The sequence below is a fragment of the Pseudomonas sp. UBA4194 genome (genome assembly GCF_002379585.1).
Classification (GTDB): Bacteria; Pseudomonadota; Gammaproteobacteria; order Pseudomonadales; family Pseudomonadaceae; genus Aquipseudomonas.
Map to the genome: position 1 here is coordinate 78,989 of NZ_DFUE01000071.1, position 23,989 is coordinate 102,977.

General features: G+C 63.1%; 22 protein-coding genes and 1 riboswitch. Of the genes, 7 read left to right on the forward strand and 15 right to left on the reverse strand.

The features are described from left to right. Positions 1-206: 206 nt before the first annotated feature. Entirely contained in the window at positions 207-2,591 is a 2,385-nt protein-coding gene (locus B3397_RS17515; protein WP_296252513.1) for a TonB-dependent siderophore receptor, read from the reverse strand. Positions 2,592-3,156: 565 nt separating this feature from the next. On the opposite strand from B3397_RS17515, the gene B3397_RS17520 reads away from it, so the two are divergent. The 3 genes from B3397_RS17520 to B3397_RS17530 are packed head-to-tail and all read left to right on the forward strand — an operon-like array spanning position 3,157 to position 6,901. Continuing rightward, a complete protein-coding gene (locus B3397_RS17520; RefSeq protein ID WP_296252516.1) occupies positions 3,157-3,906 on the forward strand; it encodes a gluconate 2-dehydrogenase subunit 3 family protein in 750 nt (249 codons plus the stop codon). A gap of 5 nt (positions 3,907-3,911) precedes the next feature. Next, entirely contained in the window at positions 3,912-5,675 is a 1,764-nt protein-coding gene (locus tag B3397_RS17525; protein WP_296252518.1) for a GMC family oxidoreductase, read from the forward strand. Further along, positions 5,672-6,901 (forward strand): c-type cytochrome, encoded by a 1,230-nt coding sequence (locus B3397_RS17530; protein ID WP_296252519.1) that lies wholly within the window; start codon positions 5,672-5,674, stop codon positions 6,899-6,901. Before B3397_RS17525 ends, B3397_RS17530 begins: the two co-directional genes overlap by 4 nt. A 163-nt stretch (positions 6,902-7,064) precedes the next feature. Here B3397_RS17530 and msrA read toward each other — a convergent pair whose 3' ends face one another. Beyond that, positions 7,065-7,571 (reverse strand): peptide-methionine (S)-S-oxide reductase MsrA, encoded by a 507-nt coding sequence (msrA, locus tag B3397_RS17535; RefSeq protein WP_296252521.1) that lies wholly within the window; start codon positions 7,569-7,571, stop codon positions 7,065-7,067. 1,104 nt (positions 7,572-8,675) lie between these two features. Here msrA and B3397_RS17540 point away from each other — a divergent pair. From B3397_RS17540 to B3397_RS17550, 3 genes are all read left to right on the forward strand, one after another. Then, positions 8,676-8,897, forward strand: a complete 222-nt coding sequence (locus tag B3397_RS17540; protein WP_296252523.1) for a hypothetical protein — start codon at positions 8,676-8,678, stop codon at positions 8,895-8,897. A gap of 237 nt (positions 8,898-9,134) precedes the next feature. Beyond that, positions 9,135-9,605, forward strand: a complete 471-nt coding sequence (locus tag B3397_RS17545; protein WP_296252524.1) for a hypothetical protein — start codon at positions 9,135-9,137, stop codon at positions 9,603-9,605. A gap of 171 nt (positions 9,606-9,776) precedes the next feature. Beyond that, on the forward strand, positions 9,777-11,048 hold the full coding sequence (locus B3397_RS17550) for an OmpP1/FadL family transporter (protein WP_296252526.1): 1,272 nt from the start codon (positions 9,777-9,779) through the stop codon (positions 11,046-11,048). 92 nt (positions 11,049-11,140) lie between these two features. Here the strand turns inward: B3397_RS17550 and B3397_RS17555 are convergent, their stop codons facing one another. The 13 genes from B3397_RS17555 to cobO form a co-directional block, all read right to left on the reverse strand. Beyond that, the gene (locus B3397_RS17555; RefSeq protein ID WP_296252528.1) at positions 11,141-11,683 is read right to left on the reverse strand and encodes a glutathione peroxidase; all 543 of its coding nucleotides are present in this window, start codon (positions 11,681-11,683) and stop codon (positions 11,141-11,143) included. A 15-nt stretch (positions 11,684-11,698) separates the two neighbouring features. After that, a complete protein-coding gene (locus B3397_RS17560; RefSeq protein WP_296252530.1) occupies positions 11,699-11,821 on the reverse strand; it encodes a hypothetical protein in 123 nt (40 codons plus the stop codon). Further along, positions 11,818-13,026 carry an MFS transporter gene (locus B3397_RS17565; protein ID WP_296252532.1) on the reverse strand — a complete coding sequence of 403 codons (1,209 nt, stop codon included), beginning with the start codon at positions 13,024-13,026 and terminating at the stop codon, positions 11,818-11,820. Before B3397_RS17565 ends, B3397_RS17560 begins: the two co-directional genes overlap by 4 nt. 88 nt (positions 13,027-13,114) lie before the next feature. Then, complete coding sequence (locus tag B3397_RS17570) at positions 13,115-13,834, reverse strand: adenosylcobinamide-GDP ribazoletransferase (RefSeq protein WP_296252534.1); 720 nt, start codon at positions 13,832-13,834, stop codon at positions 13,115-13,117. A gap of 2 nt (positions 13,835-13,836) precedes the next feature. Beyond that, positions 13,837-14,409 carry an alpha-ribazole phosphatase family protein gene (gene cobC / locus B3397_RS17575; RefSeq protein ID WP_296252537.1) on the reverse strand — a complete coding sequence of 191 codons (573 nt, stop codon included), beginning with the start codon at positions 14,407-14,409 and terminating at the stop codon, positions 13,837-13,839. Further along, the gene (cobT, locus tag B3397_RS17580) at positions 14,406-15,461 is read right to left on the reverse strand and encodes a nicotinate-nucleotide--dimethylbenzimidazole phosphoribosyltransferase (protein ID WP_296252539.1); all 1,056 of its coding nucleotides are present in this window, start codon (positions 15,459-15,461) and stop codon (positions 14,406-14,408) included. Before cobT ends, cobC begins: the two co-directional genes overlap by 4 nt. Next, a complete protein-coding gene (cobU, locus tag B3397_RS17585; RefSeq protein ID WP_296252541.1) occupies positions 15,461-15,979 on the reverse strand; it encodes a bifunctional adenosylcobinamide kinase/adenosylcobinamide-phosphate guanylyltransferase in 519 nt (172 codons plus the stop codon). The genes cobT and cobU overlap by 1 nt, the downstream gene beginning before the upstream one ends. A gap of 1 nt (position 15,980) precedes the next feature. Then, positions 15,981-17,447, reverse strand: a complete 1,467-nt coding sequence (locus B3397_RS17590) for a cobyric acid synthase (protein WP_296252543.1) — start codon at positions 17,445-17,447, stop codon at positions 15,981-15,983. Then, positions 17,444-18,436 (reverse strand): threonine-phosphate decarboxylase CobD, encoded by a 993-nt coding sequence (cobD, locus tag B3397_RS17595; protein ID WP_296252545.1) that lies wholly within the window; start codon positions 18,434-18,436, stop codon positions 17,444-17,446. The genes B3397_RS17590 and cobD overlap by 4 nt, the downstream gene beginning before the upstream one ends. Further along, entirely contained in the window at positions 18,429-19,337 is a 909-nt protein-coding gene (gene cbiB, locus B3397_RS17600) for an adenosylcobinamide-phosphate synthase CbiB (protein ID WP_296252546.1), read from the reverse strand. Before cbiB ends, cobD begins: the two co-directional genes overlap by 8 nt. Next, on the reverse strand, positions 19,334-19,984 hold the full coding sequence (gene bluB, locus B3397_RS17605) for a 5,6-dimethylbenzimidazole synthase (protein ID WP_296252548.1): 651 nt from the start codon (positions 19,982-19,984) through the stop codon (positions 19,334-19,336). The genes cbiB and bluB overlap by 4 nt, the downstream gene beginning before the upstream one ends. Beyond that, the gene (locus B3397_RS17610) at positions 19,981-21,384 is read right to left on the reverse strand and encodes a cobyrinate a,c-diamide synthase (protein WP_296252550.1); all 1,404 of its coding nucleotides are present in this window, start codon (positions 21,382-21,384) and stop codon (positions 19,981-19,983) included. Before B3397_RS17610 ends, bluB begins: the two co-directional genes overlap by 4 nt. Continuing rightward, positions 21,381-21,992 carry a cob(I)yrinic acid a,c-diamide adenosyltransferase gene (cobO, locus tag B3397_RS17615; RefSeq protein ID WP_296252552.1) on the reverse strand — a complete coding sequence of 204 codons (612 nt, stop codon included), beginning with the start codon at positions 21,990-21,992 and terminating at the stop codon, positions 21,381-21,383. The genes B3397_RS17610 and cobO overlap by 4 nt, the downstream gene beginning before the upstream one ends. Before the next feature lie 166 nt (positions 21,993-22,158). After that, positions 22,159-22,381, reverse strand: a riboswitch (cobalamin riboswitch). A gap of 123 nt (positions 22,382-22,504) precedes the next feature. On the opposite strand from cobO, the gene B3397_RS17620 reads away from it, so the two are divergent. After that, the gene (locus tag B3397_RS17620; protein WP_296252554.1) at positions 22,505-23,818 is read left to right on the forward strand and encodes a PQQ-dependent sugar dehydrogenase; all 1,314 of its coding nucleotides are present in this window, start codon (positions 22,505-22,507) and stop codon (positions 23,816-23,818) included. The last annotated feature ends 171 nt before the right edge of the window (positions 23,819-23,989 follow it).

Here is a 23,989-nt window from a genome sequence, read left to right on the forward strand (position 1 = left end):
ATCAGCGGTGGGATCGGCGGTGGGATCGGCAGGGGATGGTCCCCTCACCCCAGCCCTCTCCCTGGGGGAGAGGGAGCTAAAAGCATACCGCGTAGGGCGCACTCTCGCCGAGGGAGAGGGGCTAGAAGCATACCGCGTAGGGCGCCCTCTCCCGAAGGGAGAGGGGACCATTCACCGCCAGATCCAGGCCGGGCCCTACCCCACCGTTACAGCGACCATTTGAGCGAGAACATCACGTTGCGGGGATCGCCATAGGTGCCGCTGCCGGACGAAGTCGGAATGCCCTGCCAGTACTTCTCGTCCAGCACGTTGTTGAAGTTGACTCGAGCATCCCAATGTTCGTCGAAGCGGTAGCCAGCCATCAGGCCCAGCACTGCGTAGGAGTCCTGAACGGCATGGCCCCTGCCCACACGGCCATAGGTCTCGCTCTGCGCCAGTACATCAGCGCCGATGCGTACTTTTTCCAGCGCGCCCTGCAGTTGGTAGGTGGTGGCTGCCTTGAACAGATGCTTGGGCTGGTTGGGCGCGAACAGATCACCCTTCTCGTAGGTCCGGTCTTTGACGTACTGGCTGAGCACCAGGGTGTAGGCCGCAGAGAACTGCCAGTTTGGGGTCAGGGCACCGGTGATTTCGGTGTCTACACCACGGCTGCGAACCTCCCCTGCCGCCTCGTAGCACGTGCGGTTGGTGGCACGGCAGCTGGCCGGCTGGTCGGGAATGGCGTAGGCACGATTCTGCTGGGTCATGTCGAACAGCGCCACGGAGGCGTTCAGCCCACCGTCGAAGTACTCGCCCTTGAGGCCGATTTCGTAGCTTTCGCCGGTCATCGGGTCCAGCACCGTGCCTGCAACATCCTGCTGGGTCTGGGGCTTGAAGATTTCCGTGTAGCTGGCGTAGACCGAGTAAGTGTCGTTGAGGTCGTAGACCACACCGGCATACGGCGTGACTTCCTGGGTGACCTTGTAGTCGCCGGTACCGGAACGGTTGTCGTAGTCGTACCAGCTCAGGCGGCTACCAATGATCACATGCAGCGGGTCGATCGGGTTGAAACGCGCGGCGGCGTAGAGACCTTCCTCGGTGGCGGTATTCTTGCCGACATAGGGCGAACGCGCGCCGGCAGCCGGCTTGGGAAGGTTGTGGTCGAAATCATAGATATTGATGGGCGTACCGGTTCCCCAGAAACCACCGGTCTGATCGAATTTCTCCTGACGTTTGCTGGCGCCCACGATCAGCTCATGCTCACGGCCGAACAGCTGAAACGGACCGTTCGCCGTGGCGTCCAGGTTGGTCTGCACGTCAGTGGTGTCGTACTGACCAGAAAACTGCGAGTACACGCCATTCACCGGCGCACCGAGGTAGCTGGAGAACGTATTGGACTCGGCCCAGATCTTGGCAGCGGCAAGCTTTGCATTCCAGCCGTTGTCGAAACGGTGCGTCACGTCGGTGAACAAGCTGACGTTGTCCCGATCCCAGTAAGCCCAATCGTTACTCAGGAAGGTCGAACGCGGCAGGTGAAGGTTCTCGCCATTGGGGCCCGATGGCAGGCTGCCCCAGTCGGAAGTGGCGTCGTCACGCTGTTTGGAGGCGCCGATGGTCCAGGTGGTGGAGTCGCTCAGATCGGCTTCGAGCACCCCGTAGAAGGTCTGGCGCTGTTTCTCGCGCTCGTCGATGTAACTGTTGCTGTCTTCATAAGCTGCTACGACTCGCCCACGCAGGGTGCCGGACTCATTGAGCTTGTTGGAGGCGTCGACTTCGGTGCGATAGCGATCCCAGCTACCTGCGCTGGTGGTGACGCTCACCTGGGGAATGGCCGTAGGGCGCTTGCGCACCAGGTTCAAGGTAGCGGAGGGGCTGCCCGCGCCGCTCATCAAGCCGGTGGCGCCGCGGACCACTTCCACGCGGTCGTACATGGCCAGGTCGGCGCTGGAGATGGTGTCCAGAGTCAGTTGACCGACGCTGGTCGGCAGGCCGTCGTACATGATGTTATCGATGGTGAAACCGCGAGCCTGGAAGGCCTGACGGTCGCCGCCGAACTTGCGCAAGGTGATACCTGGGGCGTACTTGACCACATCGTTGATGTCGCTCATGCCCTGATCTTCAATGCGCTGGCGCGTGATGACACTCACCGACTGCGGCGTCTCGCGAATCGACAGGCCCAGCTTGGTGGCCGTGCTCATCTTGCCGGTGGTGTAGGAACCGGAATTCTCGGTGGTCGCCTGGCCCGCAAGCGAGTCGCCTGTCGCCGAAACCGCCGTGGCACCCAGTTCCACTGCACTGCCACCCGCTACCGCGGTGGCTGGGGCCGTGACGCTCACCGTGCTGCCCTGCACGCTTCCCACCAGCCCGCTGCCCGCCAGCAATCGCTGCAGCGCAACCGACGGCTCCATTTGCCCGGTCACCGATGGCGCGGTCTTGCCGGCGATGGCCGCAGGCTCGTAGACCACTTGCAGGCCGCTGGCCTGACCCAGTTTCTGCAGCGCGTCCGCCAGCGGTTGAGCCGGCAGGTTCAAGGCGACCGGCGCGGCGTTGGCCAGGCCGGCGACGAACAAGGAGACAGAGAGCGCTACGGAGCGCAGAGCAAAGTGTTTCATGTGTGCGTGTGTCCTCAGGATGCACGCAAGGTGGTCTGCCCCCCCCGGGCGAAGACTCGAAGCAGGCTGTAGGAAGCCTTACTTGCTTGCGTGCGAAACCGCGCAGATGCGGAAGCGGCCCAAGGCTATTGAATTGTGAAAATTATGTAAATGGTAATTTATGTCATTTGATACTTGTTAACGGCTGAGATCGGTAAGCCTTACGAGTCCGTTTCTTGATTGATCCACGACCGTACAACCCCGAGCGGCGGGCGGTCCGGTAACAATCGGTCGATGTAGGTGATTGTTGCGAGGGGCGTAATAGAGCGTTACGGATACATAGGCGCGAGTATTTCCAAATGTGTCTAACCTGCCAAAATCGAGCAGTCATCAGATGGCCAGTCACTCGCGCTCCCCATGATCGCATGGTTGAACCAGAGCACGCCTGATACCAAAGGTCGCACGACGCCGTGTTGGAAAGCGCCCTGCGCAGACAGGGCATAACCGTGAAACCGCAGTGTGACAGGCGCTGATCGCCAGCCATCCCTCTAGGATGCCTCGCCGGGCTTGTCGCGAGGAGCCTTGCATGACCGAAAGACCGACCAAGGGCCTGACGCGCCGGAAGCTGTTGTTTTCCTCCGCCACCACCATGGCCATCGGCGTCGCCGCCAGCGCCAAAGCCGCTACCCTCAATGGCGTCCCGCAATGGGTCCCCTTCGACCACAACGGGCCGATGCACTACGACACCCCCGGCTGGCAGTTCTTCACCCCCGCACAGGCCCGTGAAGTGGAAGCCATCGTCGAGCAGCTGATCCCCGCCGACGAGCTGAGTGTCAGCGGCAAGGACGCGGGGTGTGCTGTCTTCATCGATCGCCAGCTTGCCGGCGAATACGGCGACTTTGCCCGTCTGTACCGTCAAGGCCCCTTCGAAAAAGGCACCCCGATGCAGGGTGACCAGTCCGAACTGGTGCCGCGGGAGCGCTACAGCCTGGGCCTGGCAGGCCTGGAGAAGTACTGCCAGGCGCAGTTCCAGAAGTCCTTCAGCGCCCTGTCTCCCGAGCAGCGCGATGGCGTTCTTCAAGGTCTGGAAAAAGGCACAGTGCAGCTCGACGGCATCGACAGCCAGCTGTTCTTTCAGCAGGTGCTGGGCAACACCATGGAAGGCTTCTTCGCCGATCCGATCTATGGCGGCAATCGCGATATGGCGTCGTGGAAAATGATTGGTTTTCCTGGCGCTCGGTATGACTACCGCGACTACATCGGCCTGCACAACCAGAAGCTCGATCTGGTGCCGCTCTCCATCATCGGCAGCTCTGCCTGGAACAAAAAGGGTTAATCCGCATGGCCAAGAAATTACCTTCCACCGACGTCGTGGTTGTGGGACTCGGCTGGGCCGGATCCATCATCGCCAATGAATTGGCCGATACCGGCCTCAACGTCATGGGCTTCGAACGTGGGCCATGGCGCGACACGGCCAGCGACTTCAACGTCGCATCGGCCGCCGATGAATTGCGCTACAACCGCCGCCAGGAATTGATGCTGCGCACCAAGCAGAACACCTGCACCATGCGCAACAACGCCAGCGAGACCGCACTGCCGATGCGCACCTGGGGCTCGTTTCACCCAGGCAACGGCACCGGCGGCGCCGGCAACCACTGGGCCGGTATCGCCTTTCGCTTCCAGCCCAACGAGTTCCGCCTCAAGAGCCATCTCACCGAACGCTACGGCAAGGAACTGCCAGCGGAACTGACCCTGCAGGACTGGGGCACCACCTGGGAAGAAATGGAGCCCCACTATGCGGCCTTTGACCGGCTGGCCGGGGTGTCGGGCAAGGCCGGCAATATCAACGGCAAGATCATCGAGGGCGGCAACACCTTCGAGGGCGCGCGCTCGGCGGAGTATCCCAATCCGCCGACCGCCCAGACCTACGCGCCTACGCTGTTTGCCGAAGCGGCCCGCAACCTGGGCTACAAGCCATTTCCAGTGCCTTCGGCGCTGGTCTCCCAGCCGTACACCAACTCGCTGGGCGTGAAGATGGGCCCCTGCACTTTCTGTGGGTTCTGCACCAACTACGGCTGCGCCAACTACTCCAAGGCCAGCGCGATCACCACCGTATTGCCGGCATTGATCCGCAAGCCCAATTTCACCGCCGTGACCAACGCCGAAGTGCTCAAAGTGGTGATGGACAGCACCGGTACCAAGGCCACGGGGATCATCTACGTGGACGCCAACGGCGAGGAGTTCGAACAGCCCGCCGACCTTGTGGTGGTGGCCGCTTTCATCTTCGAGAACGTGCGTTTGATGCTGCTCTCCGGTGTGGGCAAGCCCTACGACCCGATCAGCAATACCGGCACCACCGGGCGCAACTATGCCTACCAGACCGCCAACAGCGTGCGGCTGTTCTTCGATGACAAGAATTTCAACCCTTTCATCGGTGGTGGCGCTATTGGCATGGGTATCGATGAGTTCAACAACGACAACTTCGACCATTCGGGCCTGGGCTTCATGGGAGGTGGCAGCACGCGAGTAACGCCGATCGGCGCCGCCCCCATCGACTCCCGGCCAATGCCGCCAGGCTCGCCGACCTGGGGCAAGCAGTGGAAAGCCGCCACCGTGAAGAACTATGCCAGCAACATGTCCATTGGCTGCGAGGCCAGCAGCTATGCGGTGCGCACCAACTACCTGTCGCTGGACCCCAACTACAACGATCCCCACGGACGTCCCCTGCTGCGGATCACATTCGACTTCCCCGAGAACGACCGGCGCATGGCCAAGTACTGCATCGGCAAAGTCGCCGAAATTGCCAAGAGCATGAACCCCCGCGAAATGGTGGTGAGCAGCCAGCAAGGTCATTGGAACAGCGCGCCTTACCAGTCCTCGCACATCGTCGGCGGCTTCATCATGGGCGCAGATCCGTCTACCAGTTCGGTCAACAAGCACCTTCAGGTGTGGGGCGTGCCCAACCTGTTCGTGGTGGGCTCCTCGGCGTTTCCGCAGAACCCTGGCTACAACCCCACCGGCACCGTGTGCGCCCTGGCGTTCAAGGCGGCGGACGCGATCCGCAGCCGCTACCTCAAGCGTCCTGGAGAGATGATCAGCGTATGAAGAATTCAATGGCTTTATGCGCAGCGTTGCTCGGCCTGGCCATGGGCCAAGCTCACGCGGGCAGTGGTGGCGACTCCTACAACCTGGTGGAAAAGGGCCGCTACCTGACCACCCTGGGCGACTGCACCGCGTGCCATACGAAACCGGGCGGCGCACCGTTCGCGGGCGGCGTGGCGATCGACACGCCGTTCGGCAAACTGGTGGGGGCGAACATTACCCCCAATGTGGCCAACGGGATCGGTAGCTGGAGTTTCGACGACTTCCAGAACGTGATGTCCAAGGGGCACAGCCCCGGCGGCAAGCTACTGTACGGCGCCATGCCGTACACCGCTTACACCAAGGTTTCGCGGGAGGATAACCAGGCCATCTGGGCATACCTGCAAACCTTGCAGCCGGTGGACAATGCGGTCGAAACCAACCAGCTGCCCTTTCCGTTCAATGTGCGCACCGCCCTGATTGGCTGGAATCTGGTGAACTTCACCGAGGGTGAATTCAAGGCCAACCCGCAGAAGTCCGCGCAATGGAACCGTGGGGCCTATCTGGTGGAGGGGCTGGGGCATTGCGGAACCTGTCATACGCCGAAGAATCTGCTGGGCGGCGACAAGAACAGCGCGTTCCTGGGCGGCGCCAATCTGCAAGGCTGGGTGGCGCCGGACATCACCGCCAATAGCCATTCCGGCATCGGTGGCTGGAGCGCCGAAGACATCGTGCAGTATCTCAAGACCGGCGCCAACCGCTTCGACATTGCCTCCGGGCCGATGGCTGAAGAGGTGGAGCATTCCTCGCAGCACTGGAAAGACGAAGACCTGATGGCCGTCGCGGTCTACCTCAAGGATGAGCCCAAAGACGTCGCCGTGCCCAAAGCGCTGCCGGCCAGCGAAGCGGCCATGGTAGCGGGCAAGGCGATCTATGCCGATCGGTGCTCGGCTTGTCACGTGGGCAATGGTGAGGGGGTCGACGGCCTGTTCCCGAAACTGGCCAAGGCGCCGCTGGTCAATGGTGCCGATGCGGCGTCGATGATTCGCGTCGTATTGGCCGGTAGCCGCGCGGGGGCTACCGATGCAGCGCCAACCGCGCCGGCGATGCCATCGTTTGGCTGGAACCTGTCTGACGAGAATATTGCCGATGTAGTGACGTATGTCCGCAATAGCTGGGGCAACGCGGCGCCGGCGGTGTCGGCCGGTGAAGTGAAGGATCTGCGCAAGGCGATGTTGGACAACCGCTAAGTACTGGGCCAGCCTGGCTGGCCCTATCGCGGGTAGAACCCGCTCCCACAGTGGAACCTCGTCACTGGCAAGATCTTCGTCACTGGCAAGATCTTCGTCACTGGCAACATCCCCTGTGGGAGCGGGCTCTGCCCGCGATGGGGCCGGCACTGGCGCGCCAGCTTTACCCGCGAGCGGGCAGCTTCCAATCCGGGCGAATGAAATGGCAGGTGTAGCCATTGGGAATACGCTCCAGGTAATCCTGGTGCTCAGGCTCCGCCTCCCAGAAATCCCCCGCCGGGGCGATCTCGGTCACCGCTTTGCCAGGCCACAACCCGGACGCGTCCACGTCAGCGACGGTGTCCTCGGCCACACGCTTCTGCTCTTCATCGCGATAGAAAATCGCCGAGCGATAGCTCAGGCCGATATCGTTGCCCTGACGATTAGCCGTCGATGGGTCATGAATCTGAAAGAAAAACTCCAGAATCTGGCGATAGCTGATCACCTGCGGATCGAACACGATCTCGATGGCTTCGGCATGGGTGCCATGGTTGCGGTACGTCGCATTGGGCACATCGCCGCCGCTGTAGCCTACGCGGGTGGAGAGCACCCCGGGATAACGGCGCAGCAGGTCTTGCATGCCCCAGAAGCAGCCGCCAGCCAAAAGGGCGGTTTCGGTCTGAGTACTCATATGGATATCCTTTGTCGTGTTGAACGGATGCCGGCCAGTTTAATACAGGAATCCAGGCAGCGGCGAAACGGTACCTGCTGATGATCCGGGACTTTGTCATTCGTTCCCGCGACCCGATCGGACCCGCGACCACCTGGCGCAATCGAAGGCAACACCAACGGCTGGCCAGGCTCACCTACCGTTCGTCGATAGTTCTTAGGCTGCTATCCAAGGCGACCCTACATATTCTTGACACCTCGACGGCGGTGCACGCGTGACACGGACACATCTGGAAAACCCATGGATGCCACTCGGATGGCTGCCTGGCCCGAGTTAGAGCAAGCGGTCGGGACAATCCACAGAAGCTGTGGATAACTCAGTGGACAACACCCTCTTCAACCCCGCAAAGCCATATAGAACGGGGGCCGCGGTCAAACTGTCGATTTTTTCACCAATCGAGAAAAGCGTTTTTTTTCATTGACTTAAACTTCGAATAGCGGTTAGCCATCCCGCCATGGCCGGCGTTACATCTATGTGACAGATTGCGTGGCACATGTTGACAACCGCAATAAAAAGAGGCGCCTGAACGCACCAGATTCGGTCGCTGGGGCTGCTGACCCAGGAAAATCACGGGATTGCAGGGGTTTGAAAATGCCGTTGTCGGGTGCACAATACCCGGCTGCACACGGGTCTTCCCCATAGACTTCTGATTTTCAAGAAACTGCTTGCCGACTCAGCCAGCGTTGGGGTAGGCTTACGACCGTTAGTACCAAGCTGAAAGTCAATTAGGCCGAAGCAGTCTTGATCTCAAGACCGGCCGCCACGATGGTCCCCCAGGTAAAGCTTTCCGACTTGCGAACAAGTCCGGCATCCAGCGTATTACTCTGCAACGACCAACCTGCGATTGATCAGGATCTTCACCCAGGGCACCAGAACCTTAGCCCCGGTCGTGTTGCCTGCCCTCCTAAGTACCTACCAGTCAGCCCAAGCGCCCACCTTATATTGCGCTGATCACTGGCTGTCTTGTTCCAGACAGGTTCTTCGCCCGGCCCAAAGGCCCGCGCTACTGGAACGTTTTCATCGATCATGGCTCCAAGTCGTGACCATTGCAGGAACACACTAAAAATGACTCATATCCATACTCAGGATGCCATTCGCACCCTAACCAATGCTTTCGCACCGATGAACTGCCTGATTCTGGCCGCCCGCAAAGGCTGCTTCAGCTTCACCGTAGTCAACGAATACGGCATCGCTCGCCACACCGAGCGGCTGTATCCGGAACAGTATTCCAGCGCCGAACCGCTGCAGGCTGTCATCGACCGCACCCGTCAGGCACTGGTTGCCTGACCTGCGGCGAACGCCCAAAAGCCCCGAATCCTCGGGGCTTTTTTATGGGCGCCTTAAAACCCCAAGGCATATGCTGATCCAACCCTCAGCGCATTTGATTTAAAAACAGTCCTTTACAGCACATATATGACACTACACTTCAATTCAAGCGGCCTGAGCCGCTCAAGGCGGGCCTGACCGATTCACCGCTGCCAAGCGCCGGGCTCGCCGACTTTCCTCTCTTGGTTCGAGGCATATATGGGCATCGCCGCCAGTGAACTCAGCCGTTTCGTGATCCGCCCCACCCTTATTTACTTGGGACGCGACTGCCCCACTGCCCAGGCGCTGCTGCTGGGTATCGCCGCCAGCCAGACGGCGCTGGGCACGGCCCTGCATGGCCGGCGCTGCCACGGCCTGTATCGCATCGCCGAAGCTCGACACCAGCACCTCTGGGACGACTACCTGGCCCGTGACCCGGATCTGGCCAGCCTGGTAAGTGGTCTGGCCAGCCAGCACGCCTTCCTCGGCGCCCCTCATCTCGAATTAACTGTAAATTTACGTTACGCAACGGCCATCGCCTGGTTACTGATCGAGCAGCAAGAACTGGCCTTGCCTGACGTGGACGACGTGACTGCCATGGCGAGAATCTGGCGTCAGATTTTCCATCCGCAAGGCCGCCTGCGTGACTTCAGTACGGCCTGGCGCACCTGCGTGACAAGCCCGGCCTGATAAGGATGGTGATTGAATCGGAATGCATATGGGTGATGGTCAGTTGTAGGCCGTTTCCTACATGGTCGGATTGTCCTACAAAACCGCTCTAAATCGAGTGTTTCAAGCTATAGCGCTTGGGCGAAAATGTTGGTAGTTTCCGCTCCAGTGATCCCCTGGAGTTAAACAATAATGAAAAAAGCAATGCTCAAGACCACTCTCGGCCTCGCCGTCACCCTGGCGTCAAGCCAGTTGTTTGCCGCAGGCTTCGCCCTGAACGAGCAAAGCATCAGCGGTATGGGGACGGGATTTGCCGGTCGTTCATCGTCTGCCGACGACGCCAGCACCGTGTACGGTAACCCCGCCGGCATGTCCCGCATCAAACGCGAGCAAGTGACAGGTGGCGTCGCTGCCATCAACGCCAAGACCGACATCAACGGGCGTGGCACCTTCGGCGGCAGCAACGACGGCGACATGGTCCCGGTGGTAGCCGTTCCAATGGGCTACTACGTCAAGCCTATCGACGATCACTGGGCCTTCGGCTTCGGCATGTATGCACCTTTCGGTCTGGTGACGGATTACGAAAGCGGCTTCGCCGGCCGCTACTGGGGCGACAAGAGTCAGGTCCAGGTCGTCACCCTGCAACCGACTGTCAGCTATGCCTTCAACGACAGGGTGTCGATCGGTTTCGGCCCTACCATCAACCGCATCGACGGTGAACTGACTTCCGCCACGCTGACCGCCGCCACCCCGGGGCGCAACGATGGCAAGGTCAAGATCAAGGGTGACGATACCGCGTTGGGCTTCAACGTCGGCGTGCTGGTGCAAGCCACCGACAGCACTCGCCTGGGCCTGACCTACCACTCCAAGGTCAAGTACAAGCTGGACGGCGACACCAAGATCCAGGGCGTGGGTTTCGGCCCATTCAATGGGCGCAAGTTCGATGCTTCGCTGGACATTTCCACGCCTGAATCCGTCGACTTCTCCGTGACCCACGAGCTGAACGAAGATTGGACGCTGTATGCCGGAAGCACTTGGACACGTTGGAGCCGCCTGGATGAAATCCGTGTGGAGAACAGCGGCGTCCCTGTTCAGCTAGGCGGCGCGGCAGGCCCGATCGGCACCATCACCGAAGAACAGGACTGGCATGACACCTGGTCCCACGCCATCGGCGCGGCCTACAAGCTGAACAAGCAGTGGACACTGCGTACCGGCTTCTCGGTGGATCAGTCCCCCACCAACAACGTCAACCGCTCGCCGCGCATCCCTACCGGCGATCGCAAGGCCATCAGCTTCGGCGCTGGCTGGAGCCCAACCGACGATCTGACCATCGACTTTGCCTACTCCTACCTCAAGGAAGACGATGCCAAGATCAACCTGGTCAGCGCCACCAAGGGCGCCTACCAAGCCAAGTACGAAAACAGCGCGCATGGTTTTGGCGTAGGTGCGACGTACCGCTTCTAAGCCATTACGGCTGGAAGGTAGAAGCCCCGACTTGTTCGGGGCTTTTTTTGGTGCGGCGGGGGATGGGGATGGGGACGCGGCTTACGCCGCTGCTACGGGGTGGCGAGGGCTTTTTCGATGGCGGCGACGAATTCGGGGTCGTCGGGTTTGGTCAGGCTGGAGAAGTTACCGACCACCTTACCTTGGCGATCCACCACGTATTTGTAGAAATTCCACTTCGGCGCGCTGCTCTGCTCGGCCAACACCTTGAACAGGTGGGTCGCGTCATCGCCGCGCACAGCTTGCGGTTCGGTCATGGTGAAGGTGACGCCATAGTTGGCGTAGCACACCTTGGCGGTCTCGGCGCTGTCCTGGGCTTCCTGCTTGAAGTCGTTGGACGGCACTCCCACCATCTCCAGGCCTTTGCCGTGATAGCGCTTGTACACCGCTTCCAGGCCCTCGAACTGGCTGGCGAAGCCGCAATAGCTGGCGGTATTGACCACCACCAGCGGCTTGCCTGCAAACTGCTCGCACAAATCGATCGGCTGCTTGGTGCGTAGTTTCGGCAACTCACCCTGCAACAACACCGGACAGCCAGCCGCTGCAGCAGAACCGCTGAACAGCATTACCAGACCTGCAATCAACGCTTTATTCATAACGGTCTCAACCCTTCAGCAAAGGCTCATGTTCAATTGCAGCAATGCCAGGCCGCCTTGCTGCCAACCCCACCAGGCCATCGCCAGCAGCAACGCCAGCAGCGCGGTAATTGCCAGGCGCCACGGACGAAGGCTCATGCCATGCCCCCCACCGGCTGCAGACGCGCCACCGGCTGCTCGCGCACCGGCCAATTCAGCGCGCCAGCCAACAGGCTGAGGGCAATGGAGATCTGCCAGACCAGGTCGTAGCTGCCGGTTTGATCATAGACCACCCCACCCAGCCAGCCGCCCAGAAAGGCGCCCAACTGGTGAAACAGAAACACGATACCGCCCAGCATCGACAGGTTGCGCACACCGAACAGCGTCGCCACCGTGCCATTGGTCAACGGCACGGTCGACAGCCACAGCAGCCCCATGGCGATGCCGAACAGGCACGCGCTGAAGGTGGTCACCGGGAACCAGAGGAACAGCGCGATCACCACCGCGCGCAGCAGGTACAGCGCCGTGAGCAGCCGCGGCTTGGACATGCGCCCGCCCAGCCAGCCGGCGATGTAGGTGCCGAAGATATTGAACAAGCCCACCAGTGCCAACACCGTGGTGCCGACCGTGGCAGGCAGGTGCTGGTCAACCAGATAGGACGGCAGGTGCACGCCGATGAACACCACCTGGAAGCCGCACACAAAAAAACCCAATGCCAGCAGCCAGAACCCGGAGTGCCCGCACGCCTCGCGCAAGGCTTCGCCCAACGTCTGGTCATGACCCTGCGCCGCAATGGGGCGATCCTTGAGCATGCTGACCAACGGCACGATGAACGCCACCATGATGCCCATGACCAGCAGCGCTGCCGACCAGCCCAGCCAACTGATCAGCCCCAGGGTGCCCGGCAGCATGGCGAACTGACCGAAGGAACCGGCCGCGCTGGCGATGCCCATGCCCATGCTCCGTTGCTCGGCGGGCAGCGCCCGACCGACCACCCCCAGAATGACCGAGAAGGAAGTACCCGACAGCCCGATCCCGATCAACAGGCCGGCGCTCAGGGTCAAGCTCAGTTCGGAATTGGAAAGCCCCATGAACACCAGGCCCAGGGCGTACAGGACGCCACCGATCATGACCACTCGCGCGGCACCGAAGCGATCGGCCAAGGCACCGGCAAACGGCTGAGCCAGCCCCCAGATCAGGTTCTGCAAGGCAATAGCCAGGGCAAATACCCCCCTGCCCCAGCCAAATTCGGCGCTCATGGGTGCGAGAAACAGGCCGAACCCGTGGCGGGTGCCCAGGGAAAGCGCAAGAATCAGAGCCGCGCCCAGCAGGACCCAACCGCTGGTACGCCATACCGATGTCATTATTGTTTTCTCCAGGCAGGACGGGACAGACGGCGATTGTATGCCTTTTTGTTTCAGGACGCCGTAGCAGCAACGTCGTCAGTCTGTCCTACAGCGCCCAGCTGACCAGCACCGCCAGCTCCAGCAATTCCAGCAGTGCCCCTGCCGTATCCCCGGTGGTGCCGCCCAGGCGCCGGAGCATGAGCTTGCGCAGCCAGCAGAACACCAGCAGCGCGATTGCGACTACCCACCCGCCTGCCAGGTACAGCGATGCCACGGCAACCAGCGCCAGCACCCAACGCCCTGCAGGGGCCGGCAGATGGTCTGCCAACGCCTGCCCCAGGCCGCCGGCGCGCACGTAGGGAGTACACAGGAACAAACCCAGCAACGCTGCCCGCCCAAGGACCGGCGCGACCAAGAGCGCAAGACTCTGCCCGTTCTCGAGCAACGCGAGCAAGGCGCAGAATTTAAGCAGCAACACCAACACCAGAGTGACCACGGCGATGGGCCCACTGCGCGGGTCTTTCATGATGGTCAGCGTGCGTTCGCGGTCGCCAAAGCCGCCGAGCCAGGCATCAGCGCTGTCGGCCAGGCCGTCCAGATGCAAGCCGCCACTGAGCAAGACCCAGGCCGTCAACAGCAAGGCGGCGTGCAGCAAGGCCGGCGTGCCGGCCAGCACGCCATCGAGCAGGCAGAGCAGCCCACCGAACACCAGGCCCACCGCCGGATAGAACAACAGCGAGCGGCCCAAAGCCTCTGGCGCGGGCATGCCGGGCAGCTTGACCGGCAGGCTGCTGAGAAACTGCAGGGCGATCCAGAACGGCAGCATGCTCAGAACGTCTCGCTCAAACGCAGATCGGCATCGAGCCGCAGCGCAAACATCCCGGCATGGCCGGCCTCTACCTGCAATAGGTGCTCGCGGGGCAGGCCCCGGGCCTGGGCCAGCAACAGGCGAATCACTCCGCCGTGCACCACCAGCAACAGCCGCTCACCGGCATGCTCGGCGTAGAGCTGTCGCAGGGCGCAATGAACGCGCTCGGCAAATGCCTGCATCGGTTCGCCACGGGGTGGGGTGAAGCCATAGGGATCATTCCAGAACAACCCCAGTCCGCGTTCGTCGGTTTCCATCAACTGCGCCGCCGAGCAGCCCTCCCAGTCGCCAAAATGCAGCTCCTGCAACTCAGCCATGTAGCGCAGGGGCAGTTGCCTGGCCTGGGCCAGCTCCTCGGCGAAGCGGGCGCAGCGCTGCAAGGGCGAGCTGACGATACGCTGCCAGCCGCCACGTTCGGCCACCGCCGCGCGCATCTGTGCCCAGCCCTGGGCGGTCAGCGCGTCGTCGAGGCTGCCGCGAAAACCGCCGATCTCGGTTTCGCCGTGGCGCAGCAGCTCCAGGTGCAGGGTCATGCCGGCCGATCTGCCACGGCCGCTTCGGCAAAGGTTGCCATCTGCCCGTGCAGCTCGCACGCCAGACGCAACAAGGGCACCGCCAGCGCGGCCCCGCTGCCCTCACCCAGGCGCAGACCCAGCTCCAGCAGCGGCTGCCCCTGCAAGGCTTGCAACACGCGACGATGGCCGGGCTCGGCACCGCAATGGGCAAACAGCAACCAAGGCTGCACGGTGGGATTCAGGCGCACGGCCACCAGCGCGGCCACCGTGCAGATGAAACCATCGACCAGTACTGCCACGCCGTGCTGGGCACAGGCCAGATAGGCGCCGACCAGGGCCACCACTTCAAATCCACCAAAGCAGAACAGGCGCTGCAACGGGTCATCGGGCAATTGCCCATGGGCCGCCAGCGCCTGCTCGATCACCCGTACCTTGTGCTGCACGCCAGCGGCGTTCAGGCCGGTACCGGGTCCGGCCAGGTCGCTGACCGGGCAGTGCAACAGCGCGCAGGCCACCGCCGTGGCCGAGGACGTGTTGCCAATACCCATTTCGCCGCCGATGAACAGCTCGGCCCCCGCGGCATGGGCACACAGGGCGCTGTCACGACCGGCCTGCAGCGCCAGCAAGCCTTGCTCGTCGGTCATGGCCGTGGTCTTGAGGAAGTTGCGAGTGCCCGGGGCGATGCGCGCCTGACGCACACCGGGCAGATCGGCCACGGGCGTAGCGGTGCCCAGGTCCACCACTTCCAGTTGGGCACCGAGGCTGCGGGCCAGCACGCTGATTGCCGCACCGCCGTTGACGAAGTTGTTGAGCATCTGCGCCGTGACCTCCTGCGGGTACGGCGAAACGCCTTCGGCAACGATACCGTGGTCACCGGCAAAGATCGCGATGGCCACCTGGTCGACGCGGGGCTTCACGCGCCGTTGCAAACCGGCCAGTTGCACGGCGGCCTCTTCCAGACGCCCCAGTGAGCCGCTGGGCTTGGTCAGTTGCTGTTGGCGTTCCAGAGCCAGATCTCGCATCTGCTCATCGGCGGGCAGACAGGTTTGCAGCCACCAGGCTGAATTCATCACAGGGTTCCTTTCAATACCATGGGCAGGCCGGCTACGCAGAACACCACGCGGTGACAGCGCTCAGCCAAGGCCTGATGCAGCAAACCGGCCTCATCGACGTAGCGCCGGGTCAGTTCACCCAGCGGCACCACGCCGAGGCCGGTTTCATTACTGACGAAAATGATCTCGCCCGGCAGGACGGCCAAGCCATCGAGCAGTGCCTGACGCTCCTGGGCCAAACGCTGGGGGTCTTCAAGCAACAACAGATTGGTCAGCCACAGGGTCAGGCAGTCCACCAGCAGGCAGGTGTCGTTGCGCGCGTGCTCGGTAAGCACCCGGGCCAGCGCCAAAGGCTCTTCCACCAGCGCCCAATGGGCCGGACGGCGCCCGCGGTGCAGCGCCACGCGCTGATTCATCTCACCGTCCAGGGGCTCGCTGGTGGCGATGTAGGTGACGGCCAGGCCGCTGGCGCTTGCCTGTTGTTCGGCCAGGCGGCTCTTGCCCGAGCGGGCGCCGCCGAGAATCAGATGGAACATGTCAGGTCTGGCTCCGGGGCAATCCGCACAGCTCGCGCAGGCGCGCCGTGTCGAGGTGATTCTGGACCAGGTCGGCGAGACGTTCGATGTCGGCTTCGCGCAAGGCGTGGTAATCCACCTGTTCTACCTGTGCCAGGCCCGCCCAGCGTAGCAGCGCCGCGCAAGACTCGGGAGCCTCGAACAGGCCGTGCAGGTAGGTGCAGAAGATTTGCCCGTCCGGGCTCATTGCGCCGTCGCCACCGCCATCGGCCAGCCGCACCGCAGGCTGGTCCAACGCCGCGCCGGTGCTGACCCCGGCGTGAATCTCGTAGCCGCTGACGACAGCGTCTTCCAGGGCCAGAGAGCCAGTGACATTGCGTAACTGTTTTTCTGCCCGCAACTCGGTGCTGAACGTCAACAGACCAAGGCCAGGACTGCTGCCGGGCGCGCCTTCCAGGCCCAACGGATCATGCACTTGATTGCCCAGCATCTGCAGGCCGCCGCAGATGCCCAGCAGCTTGCCGCCATAGCGCAAGTGCCGATTGATGGCCGCCTCCCAGCCCTGACTGCGCAGATACGCCAGGTCCGCCCGCACGCTTTTGGACCCCGGCAGGATGATCAGGTCCGCCGCGGGAATCTGCTCACCCGGGCCGATGAACTGCAGGTCTACCTGCGGATGCAGGCGCAGCGGATCGAAGTCGGTGTGGTTACTGATGCGCGGCAGCACCGGCACCACCACCTTGAGCACCTGGGCGGCCTTGACGGACTGGCGCCGGTCGATACCGTCCTCGGCCTCCAGGTGCAGATCCAGCACATACGGCAGTACGCCGATCACCGGCTTGCCGGTATGCGCTTCCAGCCAGTCCAGGCCCGGTTGCAGCAAGGCAATATCGCCGCGAAAGCGGTTGATGATGAAGCCCTGTACCCGAGCCTGCTCACTGGGTGACAGCAACGCCAGCGTACCCACCAGATGGGCAAACACGCCGCCGCGATTGATATCGGCGATCAGCAGCACCGGGCAGTCAACCGCTTCAGCGAACCCCATGTTGGCGATGTCGCCAGCCCGCAGGTTGATCTCGGCCGGCGAGCCGGCACCCTCGACCATCACCACCGGGTAGGCGGCACTGAGTCGGGCGTGAGAAGCCAGCACCGCCTGCATGGCGATGGCTTTGTAGTCGTGGTAGGCCACTGCGTTCATGGTGGTCACGGCACGGCCGTGGATGATCACCTGGGCACCGGTATCGCTGTTGGGCTTGAGCAGCACCGGGTTCATGTCGGTGTGCGGCTGCAGCCCGGCTGCCTGGGCCTGCACGGCCTGGGCGCGGCCGATTTCTCCGCCTTCGGCGGTGACGGCACTGTTGAGCGCCATGTTCTGCGGCTTGAAGGGCACCACGCCGACGCCCTGGCGGATCAGCCAGCGGCATAGCGCTGTCACCAGCGTGCTTTTGCCGGCATCGGAGGTGGTGCCCTGCACCATCAGCGTGGTCATGGGAATTCCTTGCGGTATTCAGTGAAAGCGGCGTGCAGTCGCGACCAATCGCTTTCCTGAGCGGGCAAGCCGAAGCGCAGGCTGCTGCTGTGCGAAAACAGACGGATCAGAATGCCGCGCTCGGCCATGAAACGGTGCAAGCGCTCGGCGTCGTCACAGGCCAGCGATTGGAACAGCGCGCAGCCGCCATGGGGGGTTAAATCGTATTGGTCCAGCACGTCAGCCAGACGCTGGCTGGCTTCGGCGCAGCGCTGGATCTGCACCTGCTGGGCGGCGCTATCGGTCAGGCACGCCTGCCCCAGCACCCGAGTCGGCCCGCTGACTGCCCACGGCCCCACCTGCTCGGCGAGCAGGCGCAGCAGCCGAGGCTCGGCCAGGACGAAGCCCAGGCGCACACCGGCCAGACCAAAGAACTTGCCGAAGGATCGCAGCACGATCAACCCCGGCCGCTCGCCCTGCCCCGCCAGACTCAATGGTGGGGTGTTGTCCATGAACGCTTCGTCGACCACCAGCCAGCCGCCCCGCTGACTGAGCCGTGCCTTCCAGGCCAATAGCCGCTCGGCGGGCAGCATGCGCCCGGTAGGGTTGTTGGGGTTGACCACCACTAGTACATCGAGGCTGTCGATGAAGTGGTCCACCTCATGCTCGCTGACCTCGCGCACGACGTGCCCGGCACGGCGCCAGGCCTCGGCGTGCTCGGCGTAGCACGGCGACAACACCCCTACCCGGCCATTGCGACGCAGGCGCGGCAATAACTGGATCGCCGCTTGAGACCCCGGTACCGGCAGCACATGCTCAAAGCCATAGTAAGCCCGCGCTGCCTGCTCCAGACCATCATCGTTCTCTGGCAGCCGCGCCCAGGCACGCTCGGGTATGGCCGGAATGGGAAAAGGCCACGGCGCAATACCCGTGGACAGATCGACCCACTCGGCCTCGGCGATACCGTACTCGCGGGCGGCCTGACGCAGCCGACCTCCGTGTTCAAGCATAGAATTCAGCTCCCAGGCACAAGATCAGCAACCATAACCACACACCGCGCCGGACCAGCAGCCAACCACGGTCGATGGCGTCGGCGGTGGCGGCCGGGCCCTCGCCCAGCACGGCACGGGCGTGCAACTCGCCGTGATAGATCGCCGGCCCGCCGAGTTCGACGCCCAGTGCGCCAGCACCGGCGGCCATCACCGGACCGGCATTGGGGCTGTCCCACTGCGGTGCCTGGCGACGCCAGCACTTGAGCGCCAGCCGGGTCTTGCCCAGCACTGCGTAGGTCAAGGCAACCAGGCGTGCCGGAATGTAATTGAGCACATCGTCGATGCGTGCCGCCGCCCAGCCGAAGCGCTCGAAACGCTCGTTGCGATAACCCCACATGGCATCCAGGGTGTTGCTCAGCCGGTACAGCACTACCCCTGGGGCGCCGGCGATGGCGAACCAGAAAATGGCGGCAAACACTGCATCGCTGCCGTTTTCCAGCACCGACTCGGTGGCCGCGCGGGCTACGGCTGGGGCATCCAGTTCATCGGTCTGGCGACTGACCAGATAGCCGACGCGCTTGCGTGCCTCGGCCAGATCGTCGCTGCGCAGCGCCCGCGCCACTGGCGTCACATGCTCGCCCAGGCTGCGCAGGCCCAAGGCACAGTACAGCGCCAGAATCTCAACTACCCAGCCCACGACCGGTAACCAGGAAAGAATAGTAGCCAACAGCGTCAACGGCACCACGGCGAGAACCCAGGCCGTGACGCCGTGGCTGCGCCAGCCCCGCCCTGCTCCGTTGAAACGCCGTTCGATCCGGTTGGCCATGCGCCCGAACGCTACCAGCGGGTGAGCACGCCGGGGCTCGCCCAGCAAAGCGTCCAATGCGACGCCGGCAACCGTCATCAATGCGATGCTCATGGGCGCGCGCCCCACTGGTTTTCGAACACCATGTCACTGAGCGGGCGTGCCGTGGCCCAGCCCTCCAGCTCCAGCATCGGCGCGTCATAGAACGCCTCTACCGGGCCGAGACAGAGCACTGCCAAGGGCTTGGCACCCGGCGGCATCTGCAACAGATCGGCCAGTGCCTGAGGTTCGAACAACGACACCCAGCCCATGCCCAGGCCCTCGACACGAGCGGCCAGCCAGAGGTTCTGGATGGCACAGGAGAGCGAGGCCAGGTCCATTTCCGGCAAGGTGCGACGGCCGAAAATATGCCGCTCGCGGTCATCCATCAGCGCCGCCACCAGCACTTCGGCGCAGTCGTTGATGCCTTCGACCTTGAGCTGCATGAACTGGTCGGAGCGCTCCCCCAGGGCATCGGCGGTGCGGATACGCTCCTGTTCGACCAAGGCTTGGATCTGACCGCGCAGGGCACGGTCACTGATGCGGATGAAGCGCCAGGGCTGCATCAGGCCGACACTCGGGGCGTGATGAGCAGCACCGAGCAGACGCGCCAGGGTTTCCGGCGCCACGCTGCCGCCGCTGAAATGGCGCATGTCGCGACGTTCGGCGATGACGCGGTAGAGGGTGGCGCGTTGTTCGGCGGTGTAGGGGGTTTGGGTCATGGGGTGCTCTGGCGGGCTTGATTACGGGCAGAGCCCGCTGCCACCGGGTCAATGGACGCTGGCGATTCTGTGGGAGCGGGCCCGGCCCGTAATGGGGCCGGCCGGTCAGGCGCGAGAAGCGCGGCCACCGCCGCCGGATTGGACGGGAAATAGAAATGCACATAGGAAGCCGTCATCCGCCCCTGGCGATACACGGCTTCGGCGCCGCGGCCGCCGTTGGGGCTCACCCCACGGGCGATAGGCTGTAGCTCGGTGCTGGTCAGCGAGTGGTGATAGGTGTGCCCGCGCAACTCTCCTTCGGGCAGCGCTACCGCCTGCAACGCCAATGCCGCCAGGCGCTTCTGCATCACCGCTTCGCCGCTGATCAACCCCAGCAATTCGGCACGCTCACCGTCGACATCGGTCAAGGCGTCGAGCAGGTACAACATGCCGCCGCATTCGGCCAACAGCGGTTTGTCGGCCGCATGGTGAGCGCGGATCGCCGTCAGCATCGATGCATTGGCAGCCAGCGCCTGATGATGCAGTTCAGGATAACCGCCGGGCAGATAAAGGCTGTCACAATCCGGCAGCGTAGCGTCATGGACCGGCGAGAAGAACAGCAGCTCCGCGCCCATCGCACGCAGCGCATCGAGACTGGCGTTGTAGGTGAACGCAAAGGCGCCATCGCGCGCCACCGCGATCCGTACGCCCTGCAACAAAGGCTCGAACACCTGATCGGTGGGGGCCGCGAAGGTCACGGCCGGGGGCAGGCTGACCTGGCAGCTGGCTGCCAAGGCGTCGGCAGCAGCATCCAGACGAACGTCCAGGTCATTCAACTCGCTGGCCTGAACCAACCCCAGATGACGGCTGGGCAACTCGATTCCCGTTTCCCGAGACAGACCACCGTACCAGCGCAGCCCTTGGGTAAGGCTGCCCTCCAGCAATTGTGCGTGGCGCAAGGTGCCTACACGGTTGGCCAGTACCCCGGCGAATGGCAGGTCCGGCTGGTAGCGGGCCAGACCCAACGCCAGGGCGCCGAAGGTTTGTGCCATGGCCGTGCCATCGATCACCGCCAGCACCGGCACGGCAAAATGCCGGGCCAGGTCAGCGCTGGAGGGGGTGCCATCGAACAAGCCCATGACGCCTTCGATCAGAATCAGCTCTGCCTCGCCGGCAGCTTCCCACAGCAGTCGGCGGCTTTCCTGCTCGCCCACCATCCACATGTCCAGCTGGTAGACCGGCGCGCCACTGGCCCGCTCCAGAATCATCGGATCGAGGAAGTCCGGTCCGCACTTGAACACCCGCACGCGCCGGCCCTGATTGCGGTGCAGGCGCGCCAGGGCGGCGGTCACGGTGGTCTTGCCCTGCCCGGAGGCGGGGGCAGCGATGAGCACCGCCGGGCAATGGCGCGGTTGATTCATAGCTCGATGCCTTTCTGGGCACGGATACCGGCCTGGAACGCGTGCTTGAGCATGCCCATTTCGGTCACGGTGTCGGCCAGCTCGATCAATTCCGGCTTGGCGGCGCGGCCGGTGACGATCACATGCTGCATGGGCGGACGGGCTTGCAGGTCGCTGAGCACCTGATCCAGATCCAGATAGCCGTGCTTGAGCGCGATGTTCAGCTCATCCAGCACCACCAGGCCTATGGCCGGGTCGCCGAGCAACTGCCGGGATACTGCCCACGCGGCTTCGGCCGCGGCGATGTCACGCTGGCGGTCCTGGGTTTCCCAGGTAAAGCCTTCGCCCATCACGTGGTACCGCACCTGCTCCGGGAAGCGCCGGAAGAACAACTCCTCACCGGTGCTGTTGCGGCCCTTGATGAATTGCACCACGCCGCACTGCATGCCGTGACCCATGGCACGGGCGAGCATGCCAAAGGCCGAACTGCTCTTGCCCTTGCCATTGCCACTGAGCACCAGCAGCAAGCCGCACTCATTGGGCGAATTGGCGATACGCTCGTCGATCACGGCTTTTTTACGCAGCATGCGCGCCAAGTGGCGCTCGTCGCGTTCGGGGGTCTGGCTCATGGCGGCTCTCCGCTACACCTGCACGCAGGCGGCATCAACGCAAAGCACCGGCCAGCAGCCGCACCTTGAGCGTCAATGCCGCTCTCACCCGCGCGACAGAAGAATTGATTAGGGCACACCCAGGGCCGAAGACGTCGTCGATGACGCTGCAGCAGCGCCCAGGGCATGCCGTGAAATGGACCAGGCCGGTCTCCGGGCTCATGAGCGGGGAAATGCACACCCAAGCCGCGCGCCTTCCCGAACATGTTCAGTGGCACCGTGCGCGGCCTTGACTCATCTACCGTTGCGGGGGCAGCGCCGGAATCGCCTGCTGACAGCAGCTCACCGGCTTCCCTGTTTCACTCGCGCAAGCCGTGTAGCTGCCGAGCACCTGGAACAGTCGCGAAGGGTAGAGGGTTGGGCCTGGAGCGTCAATTGGCGCGGTGCTCAGGTTGGCCACCAATAGGGTTGAACCTTGTCGCCGCCGCGCGCCTCTATCCCTTTGTGAACAAAATCTCAGGGAACACACAACAATGCACATGTCCCGCCTTGCCACACTGATCCTGCTCGCCGCCGGCCTGGCTGCTTGCGGTGAAACCTCATCGCTCCAGGTCAGCGACGGCACCGGTCCCTCGCCGAAGCTGCCCGAGCCGAACAAGACGCTGATTCCGACGGTGAACATTGCCCCGGCGGTTGGCTGGCCGGAGGGTAGCAAGCCCGTGGCAGCCCCCGGCACCCAGGTGGCGGCGTTCGCCGAAGGCCTGGACCACCCGCGCTGGCTCTACGTGCTGCCCAACGGTGACGTGCTGGTGGCCGAGACCAATGCCCCGCCCAAGCCCGATGACAGCAGCGGCGTGCGCGGCTGGGTCATGGACAAAGTGATGAGCAAGGCTGGCGCGGGCGTGCCAAGCCCTAACCGCATTACCCTGCTGCGCGACAAGGACGGCGATGGCGTGGCGGAGACTCGTAACGTCTTTATCGCCAATCTCAATTCGCCATTCGGCATGACCATGATAGGCAATGACTTCTACGTGGCCGACACCGACAAGCTATTGCGCTTCAAGTATCAGGACGGCGCCACTTCGATCAGCGGCGCCGGCGAGAAAGTGGTGGACCTGCCAGGCGGCACGCTGAACCACCATTGGACCAAGAACGTGATCGCAAGCCCGGATGGCAAGAAGCTGTATGTCACGGTCGGCTCCAACAGCAACGTGGGTGAAAACGGCATGGACAAGGAGGAAGGTCGAGCCGCGATCTGGGAGGTGGACGTCGCCACCGGTCAGCATCGGATCTTCGCCGGCGGCCTGCGCAATCCCAACGGCATGGCGTGGGAGCCCAGGACCGGCAAGCTGTGGACGGCGGTCAATGAACGGGACGAAATCGGCAGCGATCTGGTGCCCGACTACATTACCTCGGTCAAGGATGGCGGGTTCTATGGCTGGCCCTATAGCTACTATGGGCAGCACGTGGACGTGCGTGTCGACCCACAGAAGCCGGACCTGGTAGCCAAGGCGATTGCACCGGATTACGCAGTCGGGCCGCACACTGCATCGCTGGGCCTGACCTTCGCGGACAACAGCGGACTGCCTGCACCGTTCACCAGTGGCGCCATCATCGGTCAGCACGGGTCGTGGAATCGCAAGCCGCACAGCGGGTACAAGGTGTTGTTCGTACCGTTCGTGGATGGCAAGCCGAGTGGCCAGCCGCTGGATTTGTTGACGGGCTTCTTGGACAAGCAGGAGAACGCCATGGGCCGGCCGGTCGCGGTGCTGGGGGATGGTAAAGGGGGGGTGCTGGTGGCGGATGATGTGGGGAACAAGGTCTGGCGGGTGACGGGGATGAAGTGATTTTTGGGGTGGTGGGGGTTGGGTGCTGGGGTTGGGTCGGGGATCTGTGGTGGATGGTCCCCTCACCCCAGCCCTCTCCCTGAGGGAGAGGGAGTTGACCACCGCAAGTCGTAACACTGCGATCCGCCTTTGGCCCCCTCTCCCCTAGGGAGAGGGTTGGGGTGAGGGGAC

Bases quoted from the DNA above. Each gene is read 5' to 3' on its own strand.
- B3397_RS17515 (WP_296252513.1), bottom strand. From the start codon at position 2,591: ATGAAACACTTTGCTCTGCGCTCCGTAGCGCTCTCTGTCTCCTTGTTC.
- B3397_RS17520 (WP_296252516.1), top strand. From the start codon at position 3,157: ATGACCGAAAGACCGACCAAGGGCCTGACGCGCCGGAAGCTGTTGTTT.
- B3397_RS17525 (WP_296252518.1), top strand. From the start codon at position 3,912: ATGGCCAAGAAATTACCTTCCACCGACGTCGTGGTTGTGGGACTCGGC.
- B3397_RS17530 (WP_296252519.1), top strand. From the start codon at position 5,672: ATGAAGAATTCAATGGCTTTATGCGCAGCGTTGCTCGGCCTGGCCATG.
- msrA (WP_296252521.1), bottom strand. From the start codon at position 7,571: ATGAGTACTCAGACCGAAACCGCCCTTTTGGCTGGCGGCTGCTTCTGG.
- B3397_RS17540 (WP_296252523.1), top strand. From the start codon at position 8,676: ATGACTCATATCCATACTCAGGATGCCATTCGCACCCTAACCAATGCT.
- B3397_RS17545 (WP_296252524.1), top strand. From the start codon at position 9,135: ATGGGCATCGCCGCCAGTGAACTCAGCCGTTTCGTGATCCGCCCCACC.
- B3397_RS17550 (WP_296252526.1), top strand. From the start codon at position 9,777: ATGAAAAAAGCAATGCTCAAGACCACTCTCGGCCTCGCCGTCACCCTG.
- B3397_RS17555 (WP_296252528.1), bottom strand. From the start codon at position 11,683: ATGAATAAAGCGTTGATTGCAGGTCTGGTAATGCTGTTCAGCGGTTCT.
- B3397_RS17560 (WP_296252530.1), bottom strand. From the start codon at position 11,821: ATGAGCCTTCGTCCGTGGCGCCTGGCAATTACCGCGCTGCTGGCGTTG.
- B3397_RS17565 (WP_296252532.1), bottom strand. From the start codon at position 13,026: ATGACATCGGTATGGCGTACCAGCGGTTGGGTCCTGCTGGGCGCGGCT.
- B3397_RS17570 (WP_296252534.1), bottom strand. From the start codon at position 13,834: ATGCTGCCGTTCTGGATCGCCCTGCAGTTTCTCAGCAGCCTGCCGGTC.
- cobC (WP_296252537.1), bottom strand. From the start codon at position 14,409: ATGACCCTGCACCTGGAGCTGCTGCGCCACGGCGAAACCGAGATCGGC.
- cobT (WP_296252539.1), bottom strand. From the start codon at position 15,461: ATGAATTCAGCCTGGTGGCTGCAAACCTGTCTGCCCGCCGATGAGCAG.
- cobU (WP_296252541.1), bottom strand. From the start codon at position 15,979: ATGTTCCATCTGATTCTCGGCGGCGCCCGCTCGGGCAAGAGCCGCCTG.
- B3397_RS17590 (WP_296252543.1), bottom strand. From the start codon at position 17,447: ATGACCACGCTGATGGTGCAGGGCACCACCTCCGATGCCGGCAAAAGC.
- cobD (WP_296252545.1), bottom strand. From the start codon at position 18,436: ATGCTTGAACACGGAGGTCGGCTGCGTCAGGCCGCCCGCGAGTACGGT.
- cbiB (WP_296252546.1), bottom strand. From the start codon at position 19,337: ATGAGCATCGCATTGATGACGGTTGCCGGCGTCGCATTGGACGCTTTG.
- bluB (WP_296252548.1), bottom strand. From the start codon at position 19,984: ATGACCCAAACCCCCTACACCGCCGAACAACGCGCCACCCTCTACCGC.
- B3397_RS17610 (WP_296252550.1), bottom strand. From the start codon at position 21,384: ATGAATCAACCGCGCCATTGCCCGGCGGTGCTCATCGCTGCCCCCGCC.
- cobO (WP_296252552.1), bottom strand. From the start codon at position 21,992: ATGAGCCAGACCCCCGAACGCGACGAGCGCCACTTGGCGCGCATGCTG.
- B3397_RS17620 (WP_296252554.1), top strand. From the start codon at position 22,505: ATGCACATGTCCCGCCTTGCCACACTGATCCTGCTCGCCGCCGGCCTG.